Raw genomic sequence first — 26,978 nt, forward strand, 5'->3', positions numbered from 1 at the left:
CGAGAGCCTGATCCGCCCGGTTTCCGGCCGGCCTGACTAATCAAGGGCAAGCGCTGGACCTGCATATCGCTTCAGGCACGGCCGTTGGGTTCAATCCACGGTGCAAGCACCGCAATGCCAAACGACAGCCGGTCACAACGGTATCTAGCGGGTAGGGCTCATCCGCTTGCTTATCCGGCATGCTTGGAGCGCCGCAGCCGGCCGATCCCGAAAAGCCGTGACGAATCCGTATTACAGACCGCAAGAAAACCGCACCCCAACAAACGCATTGCCCCCGGAGCCGATCAATCGGATCCGGGGGCAATGCGAAGTATTCAGTGAGGGCCGCCAAGCCGAGCAATCTCTCGACGACGTCAGTATCCGCCTACTTGTAGGGGCGGAACTCGCCGACCATCGGGCAGTCAAACGGGTCGCGCGCCGAGAGGCCGACCTTGTTCAGGTACGTGATGACCTGGGCGTAGGACTGGGAGACCGAGGTGACCGTGTAGGGGACCTTGAGCTCGTGGCAGTATTCGCGCACGATCGCAGCCACGCCCGCGAGGTTGGCGCGGGGCATTGACGGGAACAGGTGGTGCTCGACCTGGTAGTTCAAGCCGCCGAAGACGTGCGAAAGGACGCGGTTGCCAAAGGTCGTACGGGCCATGACGTTGCGGCTGGTCAATACCTGGCGTGAGAAGAAGTCGATGCGCGACTCCTTGGGAATCAGCGGCATGCCCTTGTGGTTCGGAGCGAACGAGGCACCCATGTACACACCAAAGACGGCAAGCTGAACGCCAATGAAGGCCGAGGCGATGCCCACCGGGAGGAAGATGTAAATGGCCGCCACATAAAGGGACAAGCGGATGATGATGGAGATGATCTCGCGCCTGCGATCCTTGACCCGCTCACTCGTGAACAAATAGATCATGGAACGCATGTGCAGGTTGAAACCCTCAAGGGTCAGCAGCGGGAAAAACAGGTAGCCCTGGCGCTCGGTGATCCATTTCAGGAACCCCTTCTGCTTCTGGGCGTCCTCCGTCTGGAACGAAATGGTGTCCCACTCGATATCCGGATCCTTGCCGACCGTGTTGGGCATGGCATGGTGCTTGTTGTGCTTGTTCATCCACCACTGGTAGCTGATGCCCACCACGAAGTTGGCCAGAAAACGGCCGATCTTGTCATTGGCCGGGCCCGAGGTCAGGATCTGGCGGTGCGAGGCCTCATGGGCAAGAAATGCGAACTGGGTCAGGATGACACCAACGGCAGCGGCAATGAGCAGCTGGTACCAACTGTCCCCTAGCAGAACAAAACCGGTGACGGCTCCGCCAAGCATGGCCACAAGGACGCTGATGAGCCCCAGGTAGTGGCCTTTGCGGCGGCCCAGCAGGCCAGCGTCACGAACGCGGATTTTGAGGTGGCGGTAATTGTTGGCTCCGGCCGAACCACGCGATACACGTTGTTCCGGGGCCGAGGGGGTCAAAGTGGAACTCATACTACTCAAGGGTCACTCCCGGTAAACGGTTAGGGCGGCGGTTTCAGTCGCAAGAACTGAAAATCTCGGTTCCTATCTACAAGAGCTTACGTGCTACGCATGTGAAATGCCTGATCGTTGCGCATTGACACCAATTAGCTGAATTCATTTTCGGGCATGGACTGTGCATGATCATGCGGCAATCCGCCCCTGGCCCCGTCGTTCCGGGATTTTTCCCCGGCTCGATCAAATCCCTACATATAGCCGAAAGGGCATATGTGGGCTATGTCATGCCCCCAATAAACAGGATTCGACCGAGCACAACCACGGGTCCTTGGACCCGCGGTTCGGCTCGGTCGGAGTTGTTGCCGGGCCTATTTCCGGTTGGCCCGCAGCACCTCGAGCCGCTGCCGGTACTCGGTTTCATCGATTTCACCACGTGCATAGCGCTCGCGCAGCACGCCTTCGGCGCCCATGGGGTCGCCCTGGACACGGTGGCGCCAGTACATGCGGCGGCTGAAGAAGATAAAGAATCCAATGAGCAGGATCCAGAAGAGAGGGAACAGGAAGAACCATCCGGGGCCATGGCCCGGTCCCCAGGCGTGGGCTGGCATGGATGCAAGTGCCGGAAGAATTGCGGTTGTCATGATGGGTTGCTCCTCAAAGAGTGAATAGCGGGATTCCGAGGCTCTATGCCTCATGTATCCACTTTCATCCTTGGGAGTCCATCGCCGCATCGGCCGTGTGGAGACACCTAGGGGTCCGGGGCGTACTCCGGCCGGTGCAGGCTCGGGTGGAGCCGGGATTAGTCGGGATTCCGTCGGGAGGTCTGCGGAGCGGGCTGTGCACCGGGGGTGATGAGTCCGCTTTCATAGGCGATGACCACGAGCCCGGTCCGGTCGCGCACTCCCATTTTCCCGATGATGCGTGAGACATGGGTCTTGGCGGTCAGCGGGGTGATGAAAAGCTCCTCGGCGATTTCGGAGTTGCTCTTGCCCGTGCCGATGAGCATCAGGACCTCGCGTTCGCGTTCGGTCAGCACGTCAAACACCGCCGCCGGTTGCCGCGACGTCGGCACGGGCTTGGTGGCGGCAACTTGTGCCAGCAGCTTTCGGGTCACCGAGGGCGAGAGCAGCGAGTCCCCCGCCGCGACGATGCGCACGGCCGCGATGAGCTCTTCGGGTTCGGTGTCCTTGACCAGGAACCCGGAGGCGCCGGCCCGAATGGAATCGAGGATGTAGTCGTCTAGTTCGAACGTCGTGAGCATGATGATCCGGGTGTGTGCCAGCGACGGGTCCGAGGCGATGGCCGCAGCGGCAGTGATGCCATCGCCCAGGGGCATGCGGATATCCATCAGCACGATGTCGGGTCCCAAGGCGCGCGCCTGTGCAAGTGCCTGCACGCCGTTGGAAGCCTGACCAAGCACCTGCATGTCGTCCTCGGCCCCCAAGAGCGCGGAAAATCCCGCCCTGATCAGCGATTGGTCATCAACGACGAGAATGCCGATCATGTGGCTCCCTGGTGTCGGTTCGTGGGGTGTCGGGGTTTCAGGCATGCGGCTTCCCGGGTGCCGGCAGCCAGGCGTCGATGCGGGTTCCGACCCTGCCCGCTCCGCCGGCTTCTCCGGTGGTGATCGTGAGCTTTCCGCCGTGGGCGCCCAGGCGTTCGCGCATCCCGCCAATCCCGTTGCCCTCGTCCCCGGTGCCCATGCCGATCCCGTTGTCCGTCACGTCGACCGCGGCATGCACGTCATCAAGTTCGACGGCCACGGTCACGCGGCTGGCCTTCGCGTGCCGCACGATGTTGGTCAGGGATTCCTGCACCACCCGGTAGAGAATGTTCTCCACGCGCTCATCGATCCATTCCGGGGGCGGCAGCACCGGCGGGGTAAAGGAGATGGTCAGGTTCGCTCCGCGGACCCTCGCGATGAGTTCCTCGAGTTGCTCCAGCCGTTGGCTGGGAACCCGCGGCGCGTCTTGTCGCAGGACAGCAAGGACGTCGCGGACCTCGGAGAGCGCGTCCTTGGAACCGGTCTTGATGTTTTCCAGTGCCGCGAGCATCCCGGAGGTGTCGCCATCCTTCTTGGCCAAGTGCAGCGCCACGGAAGCCTGTACGTTGATCATGGACAGCGAATGCGCCACAACGTCGTGGATGTCCCGTGCCAGCACCAGGCGTTCCTCGTCGCGCTGGTGCCTGGCCCGCTCGTCGGCAGCCCGACGGAACTCGTCGCGGCGGGCTTTGGCACTGCGCCCCAGCTCTCCTGCCAACAGGACGACAATCAACCACACGAGCACGAAGAAGACCGGGGTACTTTCTCCGTACTGCAGGGCAAGCAGCAGGAACGCGATTCCGGCGCCCGCGGCACTCCCCCAGGCCCACCAGCGGGCCCCGGCGAGGACGGCAAGGACCAACCCAATGGCAAACGACAGAAGGAACGGGCCCCATGGGAAGCCTGCCGCGACGTAGCCCACGGTCACCAGCCCGATGCCGGCAACCATGGGTCCTGGCACTCGGCGGCGGAACAACAGCAGGGCGGGACCCGCCAGCAGGAGCAGTACCGCGCCCCACGGCAGGGACTCGTCAAACCGCCGTGCGGCGAAGTGGGTTCCGATCAATTGCACGACCGCCACGGCCACCGGCAGGATGCCCAGTGGAGGACGGCGTCGGTTGATCATGAGACGAGACTACTCGTTCTCACTCTCCGCAATCATCCGGCCGTGGCCGTAGGCACGCATACTCCGCCGGGAGTACGAACCGCCGCCTAACCCGCGGGGTTGTCCTAGTGAGTGCCCGCCAGGATCACGTCAAACCCCTGGCAGGTCAGGATCCAAGGCCGGACGTCCGCATTCAGGGAGCAGTCCTTCGTCTCAATATTCGTTTCTGTCGGGAAGCCGCTGTTGGGTGCCTCCACATACATGTTGGGCGAGTCCGGAACCCAGACGGACACAATGTCTTGGTCGCCAATGCTGCGGTCAAGGAGTACCCGCTGTCCATTCGGGGCGGTGACCGAATCCATCGCGCCCATCCCGGCGCCGAGCATGGCAAAGAAGAGCACCAAAATCCAAAACAGTAGCAGCACGGTACCGGCAGCCAAAAGCACGAGCTGCACGAGAACGAACAAGGCATTGCTCCGGATTCGTGAAACCGGCGGTGCGATCAATAGAACCAACGCGGTTCCCAACGCCAAGCCGCCGAGCAGACACGCAAGGACTGCGAACTCTCCGTCATGCCAGCCCGCGTATAAGACCAGCCGGTTGCCTGCCCCATCATGGAATGGCCGATCGAACAGCCAACCCATCACCGCGAAGCAGGCCATCGCGAACACCGTCAGACCGATGACCCACCGGATACGCACCGAGATGGTGGGCCGCGAAGCGGATGAGGTGTCAGGGGTCATGGCGACCATCGTATGCAGGCAAGCCAACGATTGCCTGGCAAATGACAAACGGCCCGGGCGTTGCTTGGTGGCGAACCGGTTAGATTCCGGCAGCGCGCTCCGCGGATTCGACCACATTGGCCAGCAGCATGGCGCGGGTCATCGGCCCCACGCCGCCCGGGTTCGGGGAGATCCAGGAGGCAACCTCATGGGCTGCAGGTTCCACGTCGCCGGTGACAACGGCCTTGCCGTTCTCGTCATTGACGCGCGAGACGCCCACGTCCAGCACGATCGCGCCGGGCTTGAGGTCCTTGGCCTTGATCATGTGCGGCTGGCCGGCTGCGGCGATGACCACGTCGGCCTCTGCCAGGTGCTGGGCCAGGTCCTTGGTACCGGTGTGGGCCAGCGTGACCGTCGCATTGACGTCGCGGCGGGTCAGCAGCAGCCCGATCGGACGTCCGATGGTCACTCCGCGACCGACGACCAACACGTTCTTGCCGTTCAGGTCGATGTCGTGGCGAGCCAGCAGCTCAACGCAGCCCTTGGGGGTGCACGGCAGCGGCGAGGTCATCGGGCGGTTGACGTTGGCGACCAAGCGGCCCAGGTTCATCGGGTGCAGGCCGTCGGCGTCCTTGGCCGGGTCCATGGCCTCGAGGATGACGTCCTGGTCGATCTGCTTGGGCAGCGGCAGCTGGACAATGTAGCCGGTGCATTCCGGGTTCTCGTTCAGCTCGCGGACCTTGGCCAGCAGCTCGTCCTGGGTGGTCTCCTCGGGCAGGTCCACGCGGATCGACTTGATGCCGACCTCGGCGCAGTCCTTGTGCTTGCCGCCGACGTACCAGGTCGAGCCCGGGTCGGATCCGACCAGGATGGTGCCAAGGCCCGGGGTGACGCCGCGTTCGGCGAGTTTGGCCACGCGTTCGGTCAGTTCGGCCTTGAGGGCCTTTGCCGTTGCCTTGCCGTCAAGAATCTGTGCAGTCATGTGTTTGTGGTGCTCCGTTTCAAGAGTTTGTTCCCGTGCGCGCATGGTACGGGCGGTGTTCGGTGGCCGGAGGCCGTTTACCAGTCTTCGAGACCCTCATAGAGCGGGAAGGCCTTTGCCAGGGTGTTCACGCGCTTGGCCAGCGCGACCTTGTCAGCCTTCTGTCCGTCACGCAGTGCCTCGCCGATGATGTCGGCGACTTCGGCGAAGGCAGCGGCGTCGAAACCGCGGGTGGCCAGCGCCGGGGTGCCGATGCGCAGGCCCGACGTGGTCATCGGCGGGCGCGGGTCGAACGGCACCGAATTGCGGTTCACGGTGATGCCGATTTCATGCAGCAGGTCCTCGGCTTGCTTACCGTCCAGCTCCGAATTGCGCAGGTCCACCAGGACCAGGTGCACGTCGGTGCCGCCGGTGAGCACCGAGACGCCCGCCGCGGTGACATCCTCGGCGGTGAGGCGCTCGGCCAGCAGCTTGGCACCTTCCAGGGTGAGCTCCTGGCGTGCCTTGAATTCCTCGCCGGCTGCGATCTTGAAGGCAACCGCCTTGCCGGCGATGGCGTGCATCAGCGGCCCGCCCTGGTGGCCCGGGAAGACGTTGGAGTTGATCTTCTTGGCCAGTGCCTCGTCGTTGGTCAGGATCAACCCCGAGCGCGGACCTGCAAGGGTCTTGTGCACGGTGGAGGTCACCACGTCGGCAAAGGGCACCGGGTTGGGGTGCAGTCCTGCCGCGACCAGGCCGGCAAAGTGGGCCATGTCGACCCAGAGCTTGGCGCCGACCTCGTCGGCGATGGCACGGAAGGCGGCGAAATCGAGCTGGCGCGGGTAGGCGGACCAGCCGGCGATGATGACCTGCGGCTTCTCGGCGATCGCCTGGGCACGAAGCTTGTCCATGTCCACGCGGAAGGTTTCCGGGTCGACCTCGTAGGCGGCAACCTTGTAGAGCTTGCCGGAGAAGTTCAGCTTCATGCCGTGGGTCAGGTGTCCGCCGTGGGCCAGGGAAAGGCCAAGGATCTTGTCCCCGGGTTCGATCATGGCCGAGAGGGCAGCGGCGTTGGCGCTGGCGCCGGAGTGCGGCTGGACGTTGGCGAACTTGGAGCCGAAGAGGGATTTCACGCGCTCGATGGCCAGGTTCTCGGCCACGTCCACGTGCTCGCAGCCGCCGTAGTAGCGGCGGCCCGGGTAGCCCTCGGCGTACTTGTTGGTCAGCACCGAGCCCTGGGCCTCGAGCACCGCGCGCGGCGCAAAGTTCTCGGAGGCGATCATTTCCAGGGTGTCGCGCTGGCGGCCAAGCTCAAGCTTCAGGACCTCGGCGATTTCCGGGTCGAGCTCGACGAGGGATTGGTTGGTCACGGGATTCTTGCTCATGATGTTGAACTCCAGTGGGTGAGGGTTGTTCTTCGGGCAGGGTCACATTGCGAATCATTCAACCCCCGGACCCAGGCGCGCGGTCCGTGGTTAGCTCATGTGCCGCTCCCCGGTGGTTCACCCCACCCAACGCCAGTTGCGACACCCTTCGATATTAGTCGGAATAGGCCCGCGGGTCAGACTGTTACACCGGGTGACACTTGAATCTTCAATTACCACGTCCTCAGGGAGGGCCAGCCGACATGCAGTCCATGGGTGAGCAGTTGCGTACGGTCGTCATTGGTGCAGGCCAGGCGGGACTTTCCGCGGCCCACCACCTGCGGCGCAAGGGCTTGGTCCCCTTTCAGGACTTCGTGGTGCTGGATGCCAACGAGGGCCCCGGCGGCGCGTGGCGCCATCGCTGGGACTCGCTGACCTTTGACCGCGCACACGGATTGCACTCCCTTCCCGGCATGGAATTGGACACACCCGACCCATCCGAACCAGCCTCCGCGGTGGTCACCCGCTACTACGGGGATTATGAATCGGCGTTCGCACTGCCGGTGATCCGGCCCTTCAAGGCCAAGACCGTCACCGGCTCGCTGACCGAAGGCTTCACCATCATCTCCACCGACGGCCGCCAGGTCCACGCCGCCACGCTCATCAACGCCACCGGAACCTGGGACAAGCCGTACTGGCCCTACTACCCCGGAGCACGGGAGTTCGCCGGGCGCCAGTTGCACACCCACGACTTCGTGGCGCCGGAGCAATTCCTGGGGAAGCGGGTGCTGGTAGTCGGCGGCGGCACCAGCGCCGCGCAGTTCCTGCTGCAGTTCGCTTCCTTGGGCATCGACACCCTGTGGTCCACCCGACAGGCACCGCAGTGGCGGGATGCACCCCAGAACAAGTCCTGGGGCATCGAGGTGGAGATGAATGTCAACAGCCGCACCCGGGCGGGCCTGACTCCGAGATCCGTGGTCTCGGTAACGGGACTTCCGCTCACTGATTTCTACCGCGAGGGCATCGACTCCGGTGTGCTGGTCTCCCGCGGCGGGATTGATTCCATCTCTGCCCATGCCGTCACCTTCACCGACGGAACCACCGAGGCCGTCGACGTCATCCTGTGGGCCACCGGGTTCCGGGCCTCGCTTGACCACTTGGCTCCGCTGGGCCTGCGCGAACCCGGCGGCGGCATCGTCATGGGCGAGGACTCGGTCACCGTCGACAAGGTCCCCGGCCTCTTCCTGGTGGGCTACGGCGCCTCAGCCTCCACCGTCGGGGCAACGCGCGCCGGCCGGGCCGCAGCTGTTGCCGCGCAACGGTTGCTGGATGCACGCGTCGCGGTGGTCGGTGCCAACTAGGAATGCTTCATTTAACTGCAGGATTCAGCCGCGGCGAGGGCTGCCTGTAGCGTAATCCCCGTGAGCACCAACGATTTCATTGTGTCCCTGTCATGCCCCGACCGCCCGGGCATCGTCCATGCCGTCTCGGGAGCGTTGCTGAGCGCCGGTTGCAACATCACCGAGTCGCAGCAGTTCGAGAGCCCGGAGACCCACAACTTCTTCATGCGCATCGCCGTGGCCACCGGCCAGGATCTCGAGACCGTGCGCGGATCACTGGGCCCGGTCAAGGAACGGTTCGGGATGGAGCTGAAGGTAACCGCCGCGGGTTCCCGGGTACGCACCATGATCATGGTGTCCAAGGAAGGCCACGCCCTGAACGACCTGCTCTACTCCCAGCGTGCAGGGACCTTGCCGGTGGATATCCCGGTCATTGTCTCCAACCACCTGGATCTGAAGCCCATGGCCGATTTCCATGGCATCGAATTCATCCACATACCCGTCACCGCTGCGACCAAGGCCGAGGCCGAGGCCCGGTTGCTGGCTCTGGTTGACGAGCACGACATCGAGCTGGTGGTGCTGGCCCGCTACATGCAGATCCTGTCGGATGACTTGTGCCGCGCACTGAACGGCCGTGCCATCAACATCCACCACTCGTTCCTGCCATCTTTCAAGGGGGCCAAGCCCTACCACCAGGCGCACGCGCGCGGCGTGAAGATCATTGGCGCCACCGCCCACTACGTGACGGCTGACCTGGACGAGGGACCGATCATCGAGCAAGAGGTCATCCGCGTGGACCATGCACGCACCGCCGAGCAGTTCGTGGCGATGGGCCGGGATGTGGAGGGCCGCACCTTGACCCGGGCAGTGGCCTGGCATGCCGAGCGCCGCGTCATGCTCGACGGCTACCGCACCGTCGTCTTCTCCTAGTCTGGCGGGCCGGCACCAGTACCTGGTGCCGGCTTTTCTTCCCAGCCCCTTTCGGCGCTGGCCCCAGGTAACTGCTAAGGAAGTGCTACTGCTCAGCGGCCCACTGGTCATGTTCGTCCAGATGCTGGCGTTCGCTGGCCTCTGGTTGGGTCCCCGAATCGGCCAGCTGTTGCATGCGCCCCATCAGGTCCACGGCAACCGTCCAGGTTTCCAAGGTGGAGGGTGGATTGACGCCAGCGGCCCTGGCGATCTTGTTGCGCCATTTGTTGCTAAAGCCCAAAACCTGGTCACCGCCGATATCCCGGTCCCAGAGCCAGCGGGCCAGTTGCCTGGCCTTAAGCATCCTGTTGGCCTCGGCGTGGGCGCCATGGCGGAAGGGATCGACCGCGGTGCTCTCCGCGGCCGGGGCGGAATCGACCGATGTCTCTTCGGCCACCACGGGCTCGAGAACTTCGGGCTCGATGTCCGGCAGGCCCACCGCCACGATTTCCGGACTGGTGTCGATGGAGTGAACCGCTGACCTGATGATCCCGTTCAGTCGTTCCAGGACCTCTGCCGGGATATTCTCCGACTGCTCCTCAAGTGTGTGCCGGAGGGCCGCGACCATTTGCTCGTATACCTCAACCTTGTGCTGCGGCCACATCGTCCCAGCTGCTCCCGTTCTTTTGCATCCGAACACCGTCTCAGGTTCCGCAGCCCCGAGGCGCGGAGCCGAAGGACAACACTATCCGGTTGCCCAAGGCCGTGGCCACCGCATGCCGTCCCCACGCTAACCAGCCAAGCCCCGTTGGCAAGAATGACCGCCCACGGCCTCGTCCATGTCATTGCCCGGACTTCCGCATCCGCAGGGTGCCACCATCAGCCGAACCGATGGATGACCACGGGACACCTCCGTGGCCCGGGCCTCGCAAATTCCCGAAAACGGCTTCGCGCCTTGTTGTGTCGCACAGCCAAAATGGGCGCAGGGCACAGGCTACAGTGGGTGTCATGGCCCACATCATCACCATTGACTCGATCACACCAACCGTCGACCCCACCGCTTTTGTGGCACCGACGGCCACGCTTTCCGGGGACGTCTCCATGGCCGCAAACACCAGCGCCTTTTACGGCGTCTCGGCCCGCGGGGACTCGGACACCATTACCGTCAAGGAAGGCACCAATCTCCAGGACAACGTGGTCCTGCACGCGGATACCGGTTTTCCCTGCACCATCGGCGAGCGCGTCTCGGTGGGCCATTCGGCCGTGGTCCACGGCGCCACCGTGGGCAGCGACTGCCTCATCGGCATGAGCGCGACCATCATGAACGGTGCCGTCATCGGGGAGAACTCCCTGGTGGCCGCAGGCGCGCTGGTGCTCGAGGGAACGCAAGTTCCCCCGCGCTCGCTGGTTGCCGGGGTCCCGGCCAAGGTCCGCCGCGAACTGAGCGACGAGGAGGTGGAAAACCTGAAGGAAAACGCCGCCCACTACCTCGTGCTGGCGGCAAAGCACCGTGAGGCCAACGCCTCACGCTAGGTCCACACCCGCCCACGAAATAGGGAGCACACAAGCGATGGTCAGTTATATCCAGGCACCACCCACCGCACACCCGGGAGCCCCCTCGCCCATCAAGGCCACGGGCCGCACACTGAACTGGGGCGTCGTTTCCACCGGACGCATCGTCGGAAGGGTCATTGCCGACCTGCAATCACTCGAGGACGCCAACGTAATGGCGGTGTCCTCGCGCAGCGAGAAACGCGCCCGCGCCTTCGCCGACGAACATGACATCGAATGGGCCTACGGCTCCCACGACGCCATGTTTGCCGAGCCGGAAATCGACGCCGTGTACATCGGCACCCCGCACGGGCAGCACTTCGAGATCGCCATGTCGGCGCTGAAGTCCGGCAAGCACGTGGTCTGCGAAAAGTCCCTGACCGTCAATGCGGACGAGGCCCGCGCCCTGGTCGCCGAGGCCCATGAGCGCGAACTGTTCCTGATGGAGGCGGTCTGGTCCCGCTTCACCCCGGCGTTCGGCCGGGCGCTGGACATCCTGGAATCCGGCGAGCTCGGGGAACCTTCCTGGGTCCAGGCGGACCTTGGTTTCCTGGCCCCCTACGATCCGACGTGGCGGCTCTACGATCCGGCTGCCGGCGGCGGCGCCCTGCTGGACATGGGCGTGTATCCCCTCACCTGGGCCATCGGCGCCTTCGGCTTTCCGACCTCGGTGCAGGCCAGCTGCGACCTCAACGAGGACGGCGTGGACATCCAGACCGCCATCACCCTGGGCTACTCCGGCGTGCGCCATGCCCAGCTCATGGTGTCGCTGACCAGTTCCCCCACCAAGGAAGCGCGGATAGCCTGCACCAATGGCTGGCTGGGGACCAACGCTCCGCTGCACAACCCCACGAAGCTCTTCATCCACCCGGCCGACGGCCCGGCACGGACCGAGGTCTTCGAGCCCGTGGGCGAGAACTTCACGTTTGAATTCCGCGAGGCGACCAGGTGCATCCAGCAGGGGCTCAACGAATCCCCCACCATGCCCTGGGAACACTCGATCAACACCATGGCCATCTTCGACGGGATCCGCCACCAATTGGGAATCCGCTACCCGAACGACCTCGTCGCGAGGTAGATCGGTCAGCAGGGCCATGACAAGGGTTTCGTGGTGCCGGAGGATCCTCCGGCACCACGAAACCCTTTCTTCATGCTCGAAAGATCCAGGTGGGCGAAGCGATCGCCTGCAGGCTGTCCGTCCCCCTCCGGATCCCACGCATGCTTCGGATCCGGTCAGTTTTCACCAGGTACCCGTGCAGGCTGCATGCTGCGGCGAACCGTCTCCTACGCTGGTTCCCAGACGGCCAGGACCTGACGCAGCCGCGGATCGTTATCCGGACGCATATCCACCAGTGCTGCCTGGCGGATGCTGATTTGGTCCCCGGGAAACAGCCGTGTGGCGGCATGGGTGACGTGCGGGCGGTAATTCGAGCGGTTGTGCTGGGCGCCGGGCAAGTGGACCTGCGGTCCCAGCGCTTCCAGTGCGCCAACATGGAGCCGATGCAGCGCCGGCTCCGGTTCCACCAGGGAGACCGGCACGGACGCGTTGCGGCCGAACTGCGCATCCGGGCCAATGCGCACGCCAAAGCCCAGCAGCGCCGGCAGCACACCGTCGAACCTGGAGCGTACGACGTCGGCGGTTTCCCGGGTGTCGAAGCGCACCAAGGTGATGTGCAGCGGCCAGCCGGACCGGGGGAAGACCAGACCGGCCTGCACGGGTACGACAAAGGCAACGAGGACATATGCTCCCATGGTTCAGCATAGGCACACGGTCCCGGATTCCGCAGGGCCTCGAGTTGCCGGTGACGATGCCGAAAGGATCCCTAGGCCGGACGATTACCGCCCGGCCTAGGGATCCTTGTGTGACTTCGGGCTACCGGCTACTTGGCCGCAAGCTGCGATTCTGCGTCGAACGCGGCGTTCTTGGCGCTGCTGCGGCGCCAGTAAGCGGCGATGAAGGCGCCGGAGAGGTTGTGCCAGACCGAGAACACGGCGCCCGGCAACGCGGCTTCGGGGGTGAAGTAGGTCTTGGCCAGACCCGAGGCCAGACCCGAGTTCTGCATGCCGACCTCGATGGCCATGGTGCGGCGGCTGGCAATGGGCTGCTTGAAGAGCTTGGCGGTGCCGTAGCCCAGCGCAACGCCGCCGGCGTTGTGCAGGATGACTGCCAGCAGGATCAACAGGCCGGCACTGAAGATGGCGGCGGCACTGCCGGCAACCACGATGAGCACCACGCCGGTGATGGCGAGGACCGAGACCCAGGGAAGGGTGGGGAGCATCTTGGCGACCAAGCGCGGCAGGATCACACGCAGCACCAGGCCCAGGACCACCGGGATGAGTACGATCTGCACGATCGACTTGGCCATTGATCCGGCGTCAACCGGAAGATACTGGCCGGCCAGCCACAGCGTCAGCAGCGGGGTGAAGATGGGGGCCAGCAGGGTGGAGATCGAGGTCATGGTCACCGAAAGCGCAACATCACCCTTGGCGAGGTAGGTCACCACATTGGAGGAGGTGCCGCCCGGCGCGCAGCCGACGAGGATCACGCCGGCGGCCAGGGCCGGAGGCAACTGAAGAAGCATCGCAATGCCCAGGCCCAACAGCGGCATGATCACGTACTGTGCCACAACACCCAGGAACACCGGCAGCGGCTTGCGCACGACCATCGCAAAGTCGGGCAGCGTCAGGGTCAGGCCCATGCCGAACATGATGACCATCAGCAAGGGGTTGATGGCCTTCGAGAACCCACTGAAGGTTTCCGGGGTCAGCAGGGCAATGGCCCCGCCGGCCAGGACGAGCAGCGGAAAAAGCGTCACGGCAATCTTGGCACTGCGCTCTTCGGCGTCCAGTTCGGGCTTGGGTTGTACGTTTCGATCAGTTGACATGAAAAAATGGTCACAAATTGATCAAACAATGTCCAATCGGATTACCAGTTCGTCCAACATCCACCATTCGTCGCGGATAAACCACCGCTTATCGCATCTTCCGGGGCTCATATGACTGGGCTCGGTCATGCAAGGGGGGCACCACCACTAGCGGCAGGAGCCGACCGGCTGCCAGATGCCGGCCAACTCCTGCCTCTCCGGCACAGCGGGAACTCCCATACCCGCCGTCCCGTTGGTACCGGTTCCGGCGATCAAGCACGGTACCCGGTCATGCGGTGTTCCTTCGCGGCCCCCTCAGACCAGGTACGGGAACACCGCAAGCTTTTTCTCAGGCGGCGGCGCGCTGCAGCGAGGCATCCTGCGCCGCGACCAGCCCCAGCCGAAGGTCCGCGATGAGGTCCTCCACCTGCTCGATGCCCACCGAAAGCCGGACCAGGTTCCGCGGCACCGCCAGCGGGGTGCCGATCACCGACGCGTGGGTCATTTCCGCGGAGTAGCAAACCAGCGACTCGACCCCGCCCAGGGACACGGAGAGCGCAAAGAGCTTGGTCGATTCGGCAAACGCCCGAGCGGCCGCCTCCCCTCCGGCAAACTGCATCGAGACGATCCCGCCAAAGCCGTCGGACTGTGCCTTGGCCAGTTCGTGGCCGGGATGGGTTTCCAGGCCCGGGTAAAGCACCGTCGCGATTTCCTCCCGACCCTGGAGCCAGTCGGCAATGGCGGCGGCGTTGGAACAGTGGCGCTCCATGCGCAGCCCCAGGGTCTTCAGCCCGCGGGCCGCCAGGAAGCAATCCTGCGGACCGGCCACCGCTCCCCCGGCAAATTGCTGGAAGCCCACGGCCTCGGCGAGCGCCTGGCCGCGGAATGCCCGGTCGGCCACGACCACTGCGCCGCCGAGCACATCCGAGTGCCCGCCGATGTACTTGGTGGTCGAATGCACCACAACGTCGGCGCCCAGGGTGAGCGGGCGCTGCAGGAACGGGGTGGCGAAAGTGTTGTCCACGACCAGCAGGGCACCGGCGGCCCGGGCGATCGCCGCCCAGCCGGCCACATCCGCGATGCCCAGCAACGGATTGGACGGGGTCTCCACCCAGAGCAGCGCGGTCTTCCCCGGTTGCACCGCGGCCTGGACCGCCGCGAGGTCGGTGATGTCCACGGGGGTGTTGGTGATCCCCCACTTGCCGTGCAGGCGGTTGATCAGCCGGTTGGTGCCGCCGTAGACGTCGGAACCAAGGACGATGTGGTCCCCGGGCTCGAGCACCGCGCGCAGCAGCGCATCCTCGGCGGCGATCCCGGAGGCGAACGCAAATCCTGCGTGGCCCGTTTCCAGGACGGTGAGCTGGGATTCGAAGCCGTTGCGGGTCGGGTTGGAGCCGCGGGAGTATTCGTGCCCGTTGCGCAGCACATTGATCCCGTCCTGGACAAAGGTGCTGGTCTGGTAGATCGGCGGGATGACCGCGCCCGTCAACGGGTCCGGTTCCTGGCCGGCGTGGATGGCCTGGGTGTTGAAGCCGTGGTTGGTGGTGGTGCCCATGGTGACTCGTCCCTTTCTCTAGGCGTTGATGGTTTCGCGCGGCGTTGCGGCCGGCGCGGTGGATGCGGCACCCAGGGCATCGAGGACTCCGAGCAGGTCCGCCACCAGGTCGGCGGCATCCTCGAGCCCGACGGAGATGCGCAGAGTGCCGGGCTTGATCCCGGCGGTCGCCAATTGGGAGGCGTTGAGCCGGCAATGGGTCATGGCCGCCGGGTGAACCACCAGGGAGCGGGTGTCACCGATGTTCGCGGCCAGGGCGAAAAGGCGAAGCGAATCGACCAGCCGCGGCACTGCAGCGGGATCCTTGAGGTCGAAGGAGAACACGCAGCCGGTGCCCCGGGGGAAATCGCGGGCAGCCAGCGCGTGGTCGGGATGGGTGTGTTCCGATGGGTGGTGGACCGTGGCCACTGCCGGGTGCGCGGCCAGCGCCCGGGTCAGGGCCAGCACGTTGTCCTGGGCCTTGGCCACGCGCAGGGAAAGCGTCTCGATGCCGGTGAGGATCGCGGCGGCGGAGGCAGCAGGGAGTGTGGGTCCCAGATCGTGCAGGAACTTCGAGCGCAGCAGCATCAGGTAGGCCTTGGACCCGTAGCGGTCCAAGAGCGAGTCCCCGTAGTAGCGCGCCCGCGGCGCGGCAATCTGCGGCCAGCGCGTCGCATCCGAGAAATCGAAGGTGCCCGCGTCAATGACCAATCCCCCAAGAACCGATCCGTGACCCGCCAGCGCCTTGGTGGCTGAGTGCACCACCACGTCCGCCCCGAAATCGATGGGGCGGTAGGCGGCCGGGGTGGCCAGGGTGTTGTCCACGACCACCGGCACGCCCGCGGCGTGGGCCACCTCGGTGATGGCGCGCAGGTCCACCAGGGTGATCAGCGGGTTGGAGACGGACTCCAGCAGGAAGCCCCGGGTCTTTTCCGTGATGGCCGCGGCCCAGGCCGCGGGGTCGGCAGGGTCCACAAAGCTCACGCTCACGCCGAAGTCGGCGAAGGTGTCCGTGAGCAGGTCCACGGTGCCGCCGTAGAGCTTGTTGGAGGCCACCAGGTGGCCCGGGCCCTGCAGCAGCGCCAGCAGGGAGATCGCGACGGCAGACTGCCCGGTGGCGGTGGCAATGGCGCCGATCCCGCCCTCGAGGGCGGCTGCACGTTCCTCCAGCACCGCGACGGTCGGGTTGCCGGTGCGCGAATACGTGTAGCCCGGTTCCCTGAGCGCGAAGAGCTTGGCGGCAGTGGCGTAGTCGGGGAACTGGTAGGCGGCGGAGTTGTAGATCGGCACGGTCATGGGGCGGTGCGGGGCGGACGGGGCGTACCCGGAGTGGATTTCGGTGGTGGCGTTGCGCCAGGTGCTGGAGGCCATGATCGTGCCTTTCGGGCCGAAGGTAAGTCGAAGCGTGGTCGGTGAGGGAGGCACGGGGGCGGCACCCGTGATGGATGCCGCCCACGCGCGGCGGTGCTAGACGGTGGCACCCAGGGTGGCGCGGGCGGCGACCGCGGCTTCCACCAGGTTGGCCAGCGAGGCCTCGGTTTCCGCATAGCCGCGGGTCTTCAGGCCGCAGTCGGGATTGATCCACAGCGCCTTGGCATCCAGGGAGGCCAGCGCGATGTCGATGAGCTCGGCGACCTCGGCGGTGGAGGGCACGCGCGGGGAGTGGATGTCGTACACGCCCGGGCCGATGCCGCGGGAGTAGCCGAACTCGGTCAAATCCGCTGTGACCTCCATGCGGGAGCGGGCTGCCTCGATCGAGGTGACGTCCGCATCCAGGGCGTCGATGGCCTCAATGATCTCGCCGAACTCCGAGTAGCACAGGTGGGTGTGGATCTGGGTGGCATCGGTGGCCCCGGAGGTCGCCAGGCGGAAGGAGTCAACGCTCCAGCCCAGGTACTTGGCCTGGTCGGTGGCGCGCAGCGGCAGCAGTTCGCGCAGGGCCGGCTCGTCGACCTGGATGATGCCGATGCCCGCGGCCTGCAGGTCGGCGATCTCATCCCTCAGGGCCAGGGCCACCTGGTTGGCGGAGGTGGCCAGCGGCTGGTCGTCGCGGATGAAGCTCCAGGCCAGGATGGTCACCGGACCGGTGAGCATGCCCTTGAGCGGCTTGTTGGTCAGCGAGGCGGCGTAGGAAATCCACGGGACGGTGAAGGCTGCCGGACGGGAGACATCCCCCCAGAGGATCGAGGGACGGGTGGCCCGGGATCCGTAGGACTGCACCCAGCCGTTCTCGGTCTCGGTGAAGCCGTCGAAGTTCTCGGCGAAGTACTGGACCATGTCGTTGCGCTCGGCCTCGCCGTGCACCAGCACGTCCAGGCCCAGGCGTTCCTGAAGCTGCACGACACGCTCGATCTCGGCCTTGAGGAAGACGTCGTAGGCGGCGTCGTCGATGGTGCCGGCCTTGTGCGCGGCGCGGGCGGTGCGGACCTCGGAAGTCTGCGGGAACGAGCCGATGGTGGTGGTCGGCAGCGGCGGCAGCTCCAAGGCGCTTTCCTGGGCGGCTTTGCGGGTCTCGGCGACGGAACGGGAGAAATCGGCGGTGGTGAGGTTGGCCAGGCGCTCGCGCACCGAGGCCACGGTGGTCCCGGCGAATCCGGCGCGGTGCGCGATGGCCGATTCGGCGGCCGAGAGCTGGGCGGCGATCGCGGACTCGCCCTCGGCCAGGCCCTTGGCCAGGGTGATGACCTCGGCGACCTTCTGGTTGGCGAAGGCAAGCCAAGTGGGCAGGTGGGCCGGCAGGTTCGCTTCCTGGGCCACATCGTGCGGAACGTGTTGCAGCGAGGTGGCGGTGCCCACGGCCAGGGTGCCGCCTGCCTTTTCGACCTCGGCGCGCAGCGCGGCGAGCGTGCCCAGCGAGGCCGCCAGGTCGTTGCGCCAGATGTTGCGCGAGTCCACGATGCCCGCGACCAGGGTTGAGCCGGCCAGATCGCCCAGGAATTCGGCGGTGGGGACGGCACCGCGGACCAGGTCGGCGTGTACTGCATCGACACCGGCGCGGGCCAACAAGCCCTGCGTGGCGCCCGGGCGGGTGATGTCCCCGGCGGTGCCGTAGCCCAGGCTCACGAACAGTGCGGGACGCTCGGTGGCGGCGGCCAGCTTGGAGTAGACGGTCTCGGCGAGCGCGCCGGGGACGGCCAGGGCGGCGCCGCGGTCGGTGACCAGGGCCGGCTCGTCCAGCTGCGCCCACGGTGCGCCGGCGGCGGCCAGGGCGGCAAGGATCTCGCCGTAGGCGTTGACCACTTCGTCAATGCGCGAGAGCGGGTCGAAGCCGGCGGGAGCGCCGTCCTCTGCCTTGGCCAGCAGCAGGTAGCTGATCGGGCCGACCAGGGTGGGGCGGATGGTGTTGCCATTGGCCGCATGTGCCGCGAAGGACTCGAGAAGGACGGCGGCGTTGGCCTTGATCGGGGTGGCTTCGCCGATTTCCGGGACCAGGTAGTGGTAGTTGGTGTCGAACCACTTGGTCATTTCCAAAGGCGCACGGGATTCGTCGCCGCGGGCCAGCACGAAGGAGCCTGCGGTGTCGATGGCGCCGTGCTCGCCTGCCAGGTCCGCGAAGCGGGTGGGCAGGGCCGAGAGGGCGACGGTGGCGTCGAGCACCTGGTCGTAGTAGGCGAAGTCGCCGGGCAGCGAGGCGTCATCGGGCTTGAGCCCGAGACCGGTGAGCTTGGCCAGGTTGGCGTTCTGCAGTTGGCGGGCCGCGGCGTGCAGCGTCGCCTCGTCGGTGCGTGAGGCCCAGTGCGCTTCGAGGGCCTTCTTGAGCTCGCGGTTGGGTCCGATGCGCGGGTAGCCGAGGATGGATGCTGCCGGGAAGGATGGCTTCGTCATGATGGTTCTCCTGTTGTTCTGGCGTGGTGGAAAGTGGTGGAAAGGTGGGTGGGTCTAGACGGCGGCGCGGGTGGCCCAGGTGTTGCTGGCCTGCGCGCGGGTCCGCGGCAATTCGAGCTGCTCGATGACATCGAGGGAGCCGCGATGGTCGTTGAAGGTGTACAGGTGCACGCCCGGTGCTCCGTCGTCGAAGGCCCTCCGGGCCAGGGTGACGGCGGCGTCCACACCGATGCGGTGGCGCTCGGAATCCGAGCCGGCGGTTTCCAGCGCGTGGGCCAGGATCGGGTCCGGGGCAATCCCGGCCATCGAGGCCAGCCGGTTCAGGCGCCTGACCGAGTTCAGCGGGATGACGCCGGGGATGATCGGGATGGTGACCCCAGCGCGGCGGGCCGAATCCACGAGGTTGGTGTACTCATTGGCACGGAAGTAGACCTGGGTGATGGCGTAGTTGGCCCCGGAGCGCTCCTTGGCCAGCAACACCTCCACATCGTGTTCGAAGGATGGGGATTCGGGGTGCCGGATCGGGTAGGCGGCGACACCCACCCCCAGTCTTCCTCCGGCCAGGGCGGCCGAGTGGTCGGTCTCAACCTCGCGGATCAGCTCGATCAGGTAGCGGGCGAAGGGGAATTCGCCGCGCCAGTCCTCGGGGTCCGTCGGCAGGTCCCCGCGCAGCGCCAGCACCCCGCGGACCCCGAGGGAAACGAAGTGGCGGATCAGGTTCTGCAGGGATTCGCGGCTCTCCCCCACACAGGTCAGATGGGCCAGCGGGCGCAGGCGGGTGTTCTGGATCAAGTGCTCGATCAGTTCAAGGGACGCGTTCCGGCGTGCCGGGGACCCCGAATAGGTCACCGACACGTAGTCGGGATCCGTCGCCTCCAGGGCCCGGATGCTGTTGAAGATTCCCTCGGCGGCGTCGCGGTTCGCCGGAGGGTACAACTCGTAGGACAGTGACGGCGGTGCGGCTGTCGTTCCAATACTCATGCATGTCTCCTCGTCGATTCGAGGGAGGCATCAGGGATCGCCACAAAAGCCCCAGGGATCCGTCACGGACGTCCTGCGGCGATGATGAGTGAACGCTGAAGCGGCTCCATCGCTTCTGGCAGTAGCACCCTCGCCGATGGAGTCCCAGGGAAGGGAATCCATCGGATGATGGTTGCTGCGGCGTCAACGAGCCAGATCTCTCAGCCGCTCTTGATGGTTGATGTATTCATCTTGGAACAGGTTGGAGGGCACGTGCAAGGAGCGTGCCGGCACAGCCGTCACGAAGGGCAAAATCACTTCATGTGTCCATACGGCGTCATTTTCGCTGGTCTGCCGCGGTCACATTGTTACGGCCGTCCATTCGCGTTTTTCGGTGTATCGTCGGGGATTCCCGGCTCCGGCATGACGCCGCGGGACTTCCGTGAAGCCAATGTGACGCGAAGGAGTGGCGTGCTCGCGACCGGTTTCCGGTGCCGGGATTCGAGGGTGGGGGAATGGTTTTCACCCGTGGTGCCACGGTCTTGACGGACTGCCGGGGCGGAGTTGCGACCCCACCGCGATGACCCTGATCCCTTTTTCGTGAAGCCGCTCCCCCTGCGCAGGGGGTTACTCGCCGGACGAGGCAGTACTTTTGTGCCCTTCGCGGATCGGGGCATCGTTCCCGGGGTTGCCCTGGCGGCGAGTCCAGTTCAGGCCGGAGAACGACACCGCCAGGACAGAGGTAAGCACCAGGGCGGCGGCGGGAGCGGCGACCGTCCACGGCGCCCTTTCAACGTAGTTGATTCCCTCGGCCAGGATGAGCCCCCACTCGGGGGTGGGCTGCCGGGGCCCCAGCCCCAGGAATCCCAGCGAGGCCAGCGCCAGCGCGATCCCGGGAATCCGCAGCATGGCGTGCCTGAACACCGGACCAAGAATCGCCGGCAGGACATACCTGAACAGGATCCGAGCCGGGCCCACGCCCAGCACCGGGAGGATCTTCACGAACGGCCGGGCCCGCGCTTCCTGTCCCAGGGCCGCCGCGTGCGCCGCCAGCGGTGCCCAGCCCACCAATGCGACCGCGATCGCGGCGCCGAGCAGCGACGGGCCGGTGACCACCGCGACCATCAGGCCCACCAGGATCGGCGGGGCGGCGTTGGCGACCTCCACCGGACCGGTTGCCGCATGCGGAAACAGCCCGATGACCAGCCCCAGGACCAGGCAAACCAGCACCACCAGCAGGGAAGTCCCCAAGGTCGCCAGCGCACCATGCCCCACCCTGGCCAATAGGTCGCGTCCGCTGGCATCGGCTCCGAAGGGCAGGGCCAGGCTCGGGGCAGCCAGCCTCGCGTGCTCGGACGCGAACGGGTCGCGCAACAGTCCGGCTACGACCAAAAGCACCAGCGCCGAGGCCACCACCAGCGGCAGGAGCATCTCCCGCCGGCGGGTTAAGCGCATGGTCTCCGGCGCCGGAACCGTACCGGAGCGAAGTGCCCTGCCCAGCAACAGCAGGCGCACCGCAGCGCAGGCCGAACCCACGATGACGGCCAGCAGCAACAGCGCCAGCACCCCGGCTTGCAGCGCCGGAATGTCCTGGGCGCTGGCGGCGCCCAGGATGGCCCGGCCCAAACCGGGGATCGCGAAGACCTTTTCCACAGCCACTGCCCCGCCGGTCAACCCGATCAGGACCAGGCCGACTTGGCTGGTCACCGATGGCATGGCCCGGCGCAGCACGGCCGCGGTGAGCTGGCCGCGGCGCGCCCCGGAGAGCCGCCAGGTCGCCACCCACTTCTCCGCGAAGGCGGCGCTGATGGCTTCGGAGGCCAGGCGCCCGATCAGCCCGCCGGCGGGCAACCCGAGCGAAAGCGCCGGCAGCACCGCGTGGTGCAGCCCCTGCCAGCCGTAGGGCGGGAACCACCCTAGCAAGACGGCCCCGACAATCAGCAGCATGGCGGCCAACAGGAATTCCGGCAGCGCCGTGATTCCCGCCGCAACGGCCCCGGATCCGCTGCCCGGCTTTCCGGCCAGACCGCGCGCCACCGCAGGGACGCACAGCAGCACGGCCAGAACTGCCGCCACCGCCACCGCACATCCCATCAGGGTCAACGAGACGCCCAGGGCGGAGACAGTCCCGGGACCCACCGGGGTGTTGGTGATCCACGAGGTTCCCAGGTCGCCGTGGGCCACCCCGCCGGCCCAGGCCAGGAAGATCGCCACCGGGCCGCGGTCCAGGCCGAGCTCGTCGCGGATCATCGCCAGGGTTTCCGGTGTCGCTTCCCGATCCGCATAGCGGGCACGCAGGATCGTGTATTCGGGCTTGCTGCCCGATAGCCACGGCAGCAGGCCGATCACGACCGTCACCGCGGCAAGGGCCAGCAGGCGGGAAAGTGCGTTGATTGCCGGGGCCGTGCGCGCCATCAGTCGGCGATTTCCGTGCGGTTGGTGATCAGCGCACGTTCGCGGGGGTCGCGCTCAACATCGCGGACCCTGGCCGATTCGCCCTGGATAACGCGTTCGTGCAAAAGCGGCACTGCCGCGTCCTTGGAAAGGATCAGCGCCTCGGCGGCGGCAATGGCGGCCCGGCGTTCCCCGCCGGGTGCCACGGCCGCGGCCTTGGCCAGGGCCGCGTCGACCTCGGCATCGCAGAACTGCGAGATGTTGAACGATCCCTCGCAGGAGAAATCGCTGTACATGTAGGCCACAGGGTCCCCGGAATCCAGGACGGTGGCGCGGGAGAGGATGAATGCGTCGAACTTCCCGTCCAGGGCGTCGGCCTCGATGTGCTGGTATTCGCGCACATCCTGCTCCACGACGAAACCGGCGGCCTCGAGCTGCTGTTCCAGCGCGACGGCAACCTCAGGTAGTTCCGCCCGGTCGGTGAAGGTGCCCAGCGTGATCTTGGTTCCCTTCACGACTGCAGGCGCTGCACGGTTCCCCAGCACCTCGGCGTAGTTTTCGTTCGCGCGTTCGGCTGCCGCCCAGGGCAGGGCGGGGCCCAGCAACCCCTCGGCGATGTCGGCACGGCCCTCGTAGACCCGTTCGACCACGGTGGCCCGCTCGATGGCTTCCCGCGCCGCGGCCCGCACGGCCGGATCGGCAAAGGGGCCGGTGTCGTTGTTCAGGTAGAGGGTGTTGGTCCTGGGCATGGGAACCTCGTGGACCAGCGCGGGATCGATCTGGGCGACCTGTCCCACGGGGATGGTTTCCACGATGTCGGCGTTTCCGGTGCGCAGGGCCGCTGCGCGGGCGGTGCCGTCCGGGACGAATTGGACGTCCACCCCGGCGGCGGCGGCAGGTTCGCCCCAATAGCCATCAAAGCGGTCCAGGGTTGCGGAGCTGGTTCCGTCGAAGGAGGAAAGCACATACGGACCGGTGCCGGCCCCGGTCGGGACGACGACTCCGCCGGACTTGTAGGCCGAGGCCGCCAGGATGGACAGCTGCGGGCTGGAAAGCCGTTGCGGCAGCAGCGGGTCGGCAACCTCGGTGGTGACCACGACGGTGTCGGCGCCCTCGGCCTTGATGCCCAGCTCGACTCCGTCGAGGATGCGGGGCTTGGGGCTGGCATTCGCCGCGGTTTCCAGCGAAGCGGCGACCTGTTTGGCCGTTAGTGCGGTTCCGTCGTGGAATTCCACGCCCTGGCGCAGTTCGAAGGTCCAGGTCCTCTCATCCGTTTGCTCCCATGCGGTGGCCAGTGCGGGCTGGGCTTCTCCCACCTCGTCGAGGACCACCAGGGTCTCTGCCGCCTGCCAGCGGGAGAGCTTGAAGGCGTCGTCGCTCAGCGGGGTCAGTGCCGAACGCGGCGGTTGCATCATGGCCACTTTGATGCGGGTGTCGTCTGCGGCGGCGCCCGCGTCGCCCGCGGCGAAGCATCCGCTCAGGCCCAGTGCCAGGGTGGAGGCCAGCACTGCTGTCGCGGCTGCTTTTGGGCGTGGAAGAACCATGTCGGTCTTACCTGTCTTTCGTGGTTGGGTGGTGACTGGATTTCGGGAAAGAGGGCGGTCAATGCCCGGGCACAAAGCGGCGGATGGCCACTGCGGAGGTTGCGGCCAGCAAGGCCAGTGCCGCCCACGGGGCGGCCGCTGCCAGCGACGGCAGGTAGGCATGTTCATAGAGCGGACCCAATAGGACATTTCCAGCCAGCACGGCCAGCCCCCCGCACGTGGCGAGCAGGCCGTAGTACGCCCCGGCGGGATGTCCGTAGGCAAAGCCGGCGACCAGGCCCATGGCCGTGGGCGTCACGCACATGTGGCCCAGCGCCAGGGCCGTGACCATCAGTGCGGCGGGGGCGAGGGACGCGCCCTCCGGCGCCTCCCGTGTTGAAAGCACCGCCAAGAGCAAAAATCCCACGGCCTGCACGGAAAATCCGAGCGAGAGGGCCGTCTTGTCCCCGACGCGGCGCATGAACCCGGCAATGGGCCATTGCAGGACCACGGTCAGAAGCGAAACGTAGACAAAGACCCCGGCTAGTGCCCCGACTCCGGCGCCGCTGCGTTCAAGTTCCACCGGCAACCCGAGGTAGAGCTGGTTGTAGGCGAGCAGGTTCACCGCGTAGAACGAGGCAAACAGCACAAACCGGCGTTCACGCAGGCACGCCCAGGTGCCTGCCCCCTCCCGATTCCCGACCCGTGAAATCGCTGGTTGGCCCCCGGCGTCGGTTCCCGGAATCCAACGCAGGAAGACCAATGCCATGACGGCAAAGATCGCCGCGCCGGCCAGCAGCGCGGCATCGATGCCGACACCGAGCAGCAAGGCACCGAGCACCGGGCCTGCCACTGCGCCGATTTCACCGAAAATGACTAGCAGCGCAAAAAGCGTCGGCTTGGCGCCGGTGCCGGCGTTCCCCGTCTCCATGGACCGGGCCGTGCCCACCAGGCTTTCGAGCGCCGGCGAGAACAGGGCTCCACCGACTCCAGTGATGATGGCACCGGCCAGGAACGAGGGGAAGTCCGCGGCCCAGGCAAGCACCAGATAGCCGGCAACCCGCACCAGGGTGCCGGAAACCATGAGTCGCCTCGCCCCCCACCTATCGGCCAGCACCCCGCCGAAAAGGAACATCCCCTGTTGGGCGAAGGTCCGTGCCCCCAGCACTGCCCCGATCGCCAAGGCTCCCATGCCGAAGTCCCCGCGCATGCTCACAGCCAGGAAAGGGACAACGGAAAAGAATCCCACATTGAAAATCAGTTGGCTGGCCAGAAGCAACCCGGGAGCGGGCCCGGCGCCACGCACCCGGCCGCTCTCGCCGGCAAGGACGCGGGTGCCGCTCATGCGGCGCCCGTTCGGGTGCCCAGTTGCGGGATGGCTGCCAGCAGCTCCCGGGTTGCCGGGTGCCGGGCAGTGTGGAACATATCGAGGGTGTCGCCCTCCTCCACGATGCGCCCGGATTCCAGCACCACGGTGCGGGAACACAGCCGGGACACGGCGGAGAGGTCGTGGGACACAAACAGCAGTCCCATTCCGTCCTGCCGGACCAATTTCTCCAGCAGCCCCAGCACCGCATCGCGAAGCGGCAAATCCAGCCCACTGACGGGTTCGTCGGCCAACAGGATCGACGGCCCGGGAACCAGGGCCCGGGCGATGGCGACCCGCTGGTTCTGCCCGCCGGAGAGTTCGGCCGGCTTGCGTCCCAGCAGTCCGGGATCGAGTTCGACCCGTTCCAGGGCGCGACGGATCATTTGCCGGTGTTCCCCCTGGATGCGAAGTTGCCTCAGCGGCTCGAGCATCAGTTGTTGGACGCTCATGCGCGGGTCCAGGCTGCCGGCGGGGTTCTGCGGGACGTACTGCACGAGCCGCCGGTACCACCGCAGAGAGGAAACCGGACCGGGAACCAGCGGGTTGTCATTGAACTGGACGGATCCGGAGTCCACCTTTTCCAGGGCGAGCAGGCACCGCACAAGCGTTGACTTTCCGGAGCCCGAGCTGCCCACCAAGCCTACGGCTTGGCCTGCTTCGATGCCGAGGTTGATCCCGCGCAGCGCCCGGTGGCCCTGACGGCTCCTCGGCCACCGGCCAGGATAGCCGTGGACCAGATCCAGGGCCCGCAATCGGGCCGTCATGCGGCCGCCACCTCGAGCGGAGGAGCGAAGGATGAGCGGGCCGAATCGACCATGGCAGCGGTGTAGGGATGCCGTGGCCGGGCGATCAACTCCGGCATGTGGGCCTCCTCGATTTTCCGGCCGTCCTGCAGCACGACCGCGCGGCCGCATATTTGCTCGGCAGCGGCCAGGTCGTGGGTGATCAGCAGCAGGCCACCCGCGGTGGAAGGGACCCCCGCCAGGATCTCGAGCACCCTGGCCTGGTTGACGACGTCAAGAGCCGTGGTCGGCTCATCGGCCACCAGGATGTCGGCCCGGCAGGCAAGCGCCAAGGCGATGCATACTCGTTGCAGCTGTCCGCCCGACAATTCCCCGCTGTAGCTGCGCAGCATGCGGTCCGCGTCGGCCAGTCCCACCGAGGCCAGCAGCTCACGGGAAATTTCACGCGACTCGCGTCCCGAGAGCCCCGCGTTGCGCAGTGGCATGGCCAGCTGGCGGCCCACGCGCACCAGCGGGTTGAGTGCTGTGGCCGGGTTCTGGTGGATCGCGGCGAATTCCCGCCCTGCGAGCCTTCGGCCCCGGAGGGGAATTTCCTTGCCGTTGACGCGCAGCATTCCCGTGGCGTTCATCCCGGCCGGGAGCTGCCCCAGCAAGGCCGCCGCCGTGAGGGACTTGCCGGATCCGGAGGCCCCCAGCAATGCCAGTTTCTCCCCGGGTTCGATGCTGAAGTCCAGCCCCGCGACCAGGGGTTTCCCGTGCAGGGAGATGGTGAGGCCTTGGACGAGGAGGGCAGACATAGGATGGGGACTTTCGTG

At 66.2% G+C, this 26,978-nt stretch carries 23 protein-coding genes and 2 riboswitches; of the genes, 4 read left to right on the forward strand and 19 right to left on the reverse strand.

Annotated elements, in window-relative coordinates; all coding sequences use genetic code 11:
• Positions 1-364 precede the first annotated feature (364 nt).
• From OIU93_RS01705 to glyA, 7 genes are all read right to left on the reverse strand, one after another.
• A complete protein-coding gene (locus tag OIU93_RS01705; RefSeq protein WP_372342848.1) occupies positions 365-1,471 on the reverse strand; it encodes a fatty acid desaturase in 1,107 nt (368 codons plus the stop codon).
• A 353-nt stretch (positions 1,472-1,824) separates the two neighbouring features.
• Positions 1,825-2,097 (reverse strand): SHOCT domain-containing protein, encoded by a 273-nt coding sequence (locus OIU93_RS01710; RefSeq protein ID WP_264268315.1) that lies wholly within the window; start codon positions 2,095-2,097, stop codon positions 1,825-1,827.
• Between the two features lie 158 nt (positions 2,098-2,255).
• Positions 2,256-2,960, reverse strand: coding sequence for a response regulator transcription factor (locus OIU93_RS01715; RefSeq protein WP_264268316.1), 705 nt, complete (start codon positions 2,958-2,960; stop codon positions 2,256-2,258).
• A 37-nt stretch (positions 2,961-2,997) separates the two neighbouring features.
• The gene (locus OIU93_RS01720; protein ID WP_264268317.1) at positions 2,998-4,125 is read right to left on the reverse strand and encodes a sensor histidine kinase; all 1,128 of its coding nucleotides are present in this window, start codon (positions 4,123-4,125) and stop codon (positions 2,998-3,000) included.
• A gap of 104 nt (positions 4,126-4,229) precedes the next feature.
• Positions 4,230-4,847, reverse strand: coding sequence for a hypothetical protein (locus tag OIU93_RS01725; protein WP_264268318.1), 618 nt, complete (start codon positions 4,845-4,847; stop codon positions 4,230-4,232).
• Between the two features lie 79 nt (positions 4,848-4,926).
• Positions 4,927-5,808 (reverse strand): bifunctional methylenetetrahydrofolate dehydrogenase/methenyltetrahydrofolate cyclohydrolase, encoded by an 882-nt coding sequence (locus tag OIU93_RS01730; RefSeq protein WP_264268319.1) that lies wholly within the window; start codon positions 5,806-5,808, stop codon positions 4,927-4,929.
• 77 nt (positions 5,809-5,885) lie between these two features.
• On the reverse strand, positions 5,886-7,172 hold the full coding sequence (gene glyA, locus OIU93_RS01735; protein ID WP_264268321.1) for a serine hydroxymethyltransferase: 1,287 nt from the start codon (positions 7,170-7,172) through the stop codon (positions 5,886-5,888).
• A gap of 62 nt (positions 7,173-7,234) precedes the next feature.
• A riboswitch (ZMP/ZTP riboswitch) is annotated at positions 7,235-7,322 on the reverse strand.
• Positions 7,323-7,414: 92 nt separating this feature from the next.
• On the opposite strand from glyA, the gene OIU93_RS01740 reads away from it, so the two are divergent.
• Both OIU93_RS01740 and purU read left to right on the forward strand, forming a co-directional pair.
• Positions 7,415-8,512, forward strand: a complete 1,098-nt coding sequence (locus OIU93_RS01740) for an NAD(P)/FAD-dependent oxidoreductase (protein WP_264268322.1) — start codon at positions 7,415-7,417, stop codon at positions 8,510-8,512.
• 60 nt (positions 8,513-8,572) lie between these two features.
• Entirely contained in the window at positions 8,573-9,421 is an 849-nt protein-coding gene (purU, locus tag OIU93_RS01745; protein WP_264268323.1) for a formyltetrahydrofolate deformylase, read from the forward strand.
• Positions 9,422-9,506: 85 nt separating this feature from the next.
• Here the strand turns inward: purU and OIU93_RS01750 are convergent, their stop codons facing one another.
• The gene (locus OIU93_RS01750; protein ID WP_264268324.1) at positions 9,507-10,028 is read right to left on the reverse strand and encodes a hypothetical protein; all 522 of its coding nucleotides are present in this window, start codon (positions 10,026-10,028) and stop codon (positions 9,507-9,509) included.
• A gap of 380 nt (positions 10,029-10,408) precedes the next feature.
• Between OIU93_RS01750 and OIU93_RS01755 the strand changes: the two genes are divergently transcribed.
• Both OIU93_RS01755 and OIU93_RS01760 read left to right on the forward strand, forming a co-directional pair.
• Positions 10,409-10,933, forward strand: a complete 525-nt coding sequence (locus OIU93_RS01755) for a gamma carbonic anhydrase family protein (protein WP_264268325.1) — start codon at positions 10,409-10,411, stop codon at positions 10,931-10,933.
• 37 nt (positions 10,934-10,970) lie between these two features.
• Complete coding sequence (locus OIU93_RS01760) at positions 10,971-12,029, forward strand: Gfo/Idh/MocA family protein (RefSeq protein ID WP_264268326.1); 1,059 nt, start codon at positions 10,971-10,973, stop codon at positions 12,027-12,029.
• Between the two features lie 206 nt (positions 12,030-12,235).
• On the opposite strand, the gene OIU93_RS01765 is transcribed toward OIU93_RS01760, so the two are convergent.
• From OIU93_RS01765 to OIU93_RS01815, 11 genes are all read right to left on the reverse strand, one after another.
• Positions 12,236-12,703 carry a 2'-5' RNA ligase family protein gene (locus OIU93_RS01765; RefSeq protein WP_264268327.1) on the reverse strand — a complete coding sequence of 156 codons (468 nt, stop codon included), beginning with the start codon at positions 12,701-12,703 and terminating at the stop codon, positions 12,236-12,238.
• A gap of 128 nt (positions 12,704-12,831) precedes the next feature.
• Positions 12,832-13,836, reverse strand: a complete 1,005-nt coding sequence (locus OIU93_RS01770; RefSeq protein WP_264268328.1) for a bile acid:sodium symporter family protein — start codon at positions 13,834-13,836, stop codon at positions 12,832-12,834.
• A 328-nt stretch (positions 13,837-14,164) separates the two neighbouring features.
• On the reverse strand, positions 14,165-15,370 hold the full coding sequence (locus OIU93_RS01775) for a cystathionine gamma-synthase (protein ID WP_264268329.1): 1,206 nt from the start codon (positions 15,368-15,370) through the stop codon (positions 14,165-14,167).
• Positions 15,371-15,388: 18 nt separating this feature from the next.
• On the reverse strand, positions 15,389-16,720 hold the full coding sequence (locus tag OIU93_RS01780; protein WP_264268330.1) for an O-acetylhomoserine aminocarboxypropyltransferase/cysteine synthase family protein: 1,332 nt from the start codon (positions 16,718-16,720) through the stop codon (positions 15,389-15,391).
• Between the two features lie 96 nt (positions 16,721-16,816).
• Positions 16,817-19,174 (reverse strand): 5-methyltetrahydropteroyltriglutamate--homocysteine S-methyltransferase, encoded by a 2,358-nt coding sequence (metE, locus tag OIU93_RS01785; RefSeq protein ID WP_264268331.1) that lies wholly within the window; start codon positions 19,172-19,174, stop codon positions 16,817-16,819.
• A gap of 54 nt (positions 19,175-19,228) precedes the next feature.
• The gene (locus tag OIU93_RS01790; protein WP_264268332.1) at positions 19,229-20,155 is read right to left on the reverse strand and encodes a methylenetetrahydrofolate reductase; all 927 of its coding nucleotides are present in this window, start codon (positions 20,153-20,155) and stop codon (positions 19,229-19,231) included.
• Between the two features lie 103 nt (positions 20,156-20,258).
• Positions 20,259-20,375: riboswitch (SAM riboswitch) on the reverse strand.
• 386 nt (positions 20,376-20,761) lie between these two features.
• The gene (locus tag OIU93_RS01795) at positions 20,762-22,549 is read right to left on the reverse strand and encodes an ABC transporter permease subunit (protein WP_264268333.1); all 1,788 of its coding nucleotides are present in this window, start codon (positions 22,547-22,549) and stop codon (positions 20,762-20,764) included.
• Entirely contained in the window at positions 22,549-24,072 is a 1,524-nt protein-coding gene (locus tag OIU93_RS01800) for an ABC transporter substrate-binding protein (protein WP_264268335.1), read from the reverse strand. The genes OIU93_RS01795 and OIU93_RS01800 overlap by 1 nt, the downstream gene beginning before the upstream one ends.
• A 58-nt stretch (positions 24,073-24,130) precedes the next feature.
• Complete coding sequence (locus OIU93_RS01805; protein ID WP_264268336.1) at positions 24,131-25,396, reverse strand: MFS transporter; 1,266 nt, start codon at positions 25,394-25,396, stop codon at positions 24,131-24,133.
• Complete coding sequence (locus tag OIU93_RS01810; protein ID WP_264268337.1) at positions 25,393-26,184, reverse strand: ABC transporter ATP-binding protein; 792 nt, start codon at positions 26,182-26,184, stop codon at positions 25,393-25,395. The genes OIU93_RS01805 and OIU93_RS01810 overlap by 4 nt, the downstream gene beginning before the upstream one ends.
• Positions 26,181-26,960, reverse strand: coding sequence for an ABC transporter ATP-binding protein (locus OIU93_RS01815; RefSeq protein ID WP_264268338.1), 780 nt, complete (start codon positions 26,958-26,960; stop codon positions 26,181-26,183). The genes OIU93_RS01810 and OIU93_RS01815 overlap by 4 nt, the downstream gene beginning before the upstream one ends.
• Between the last annotated feature and the right edge of the window lie 18 nt (positions 26,961-26,978).

Source organism: Paeniglutamicibacter sp. ZC-3 (assembly GCF_025847175.2).
Classification (GTDB): Bacteria; Actinomycetota; Actinomycetes; order Actinomycetales; family Micrococcaceae; genus Paeniglutamicibacter; species Paeniglutamicibacter sulfureus.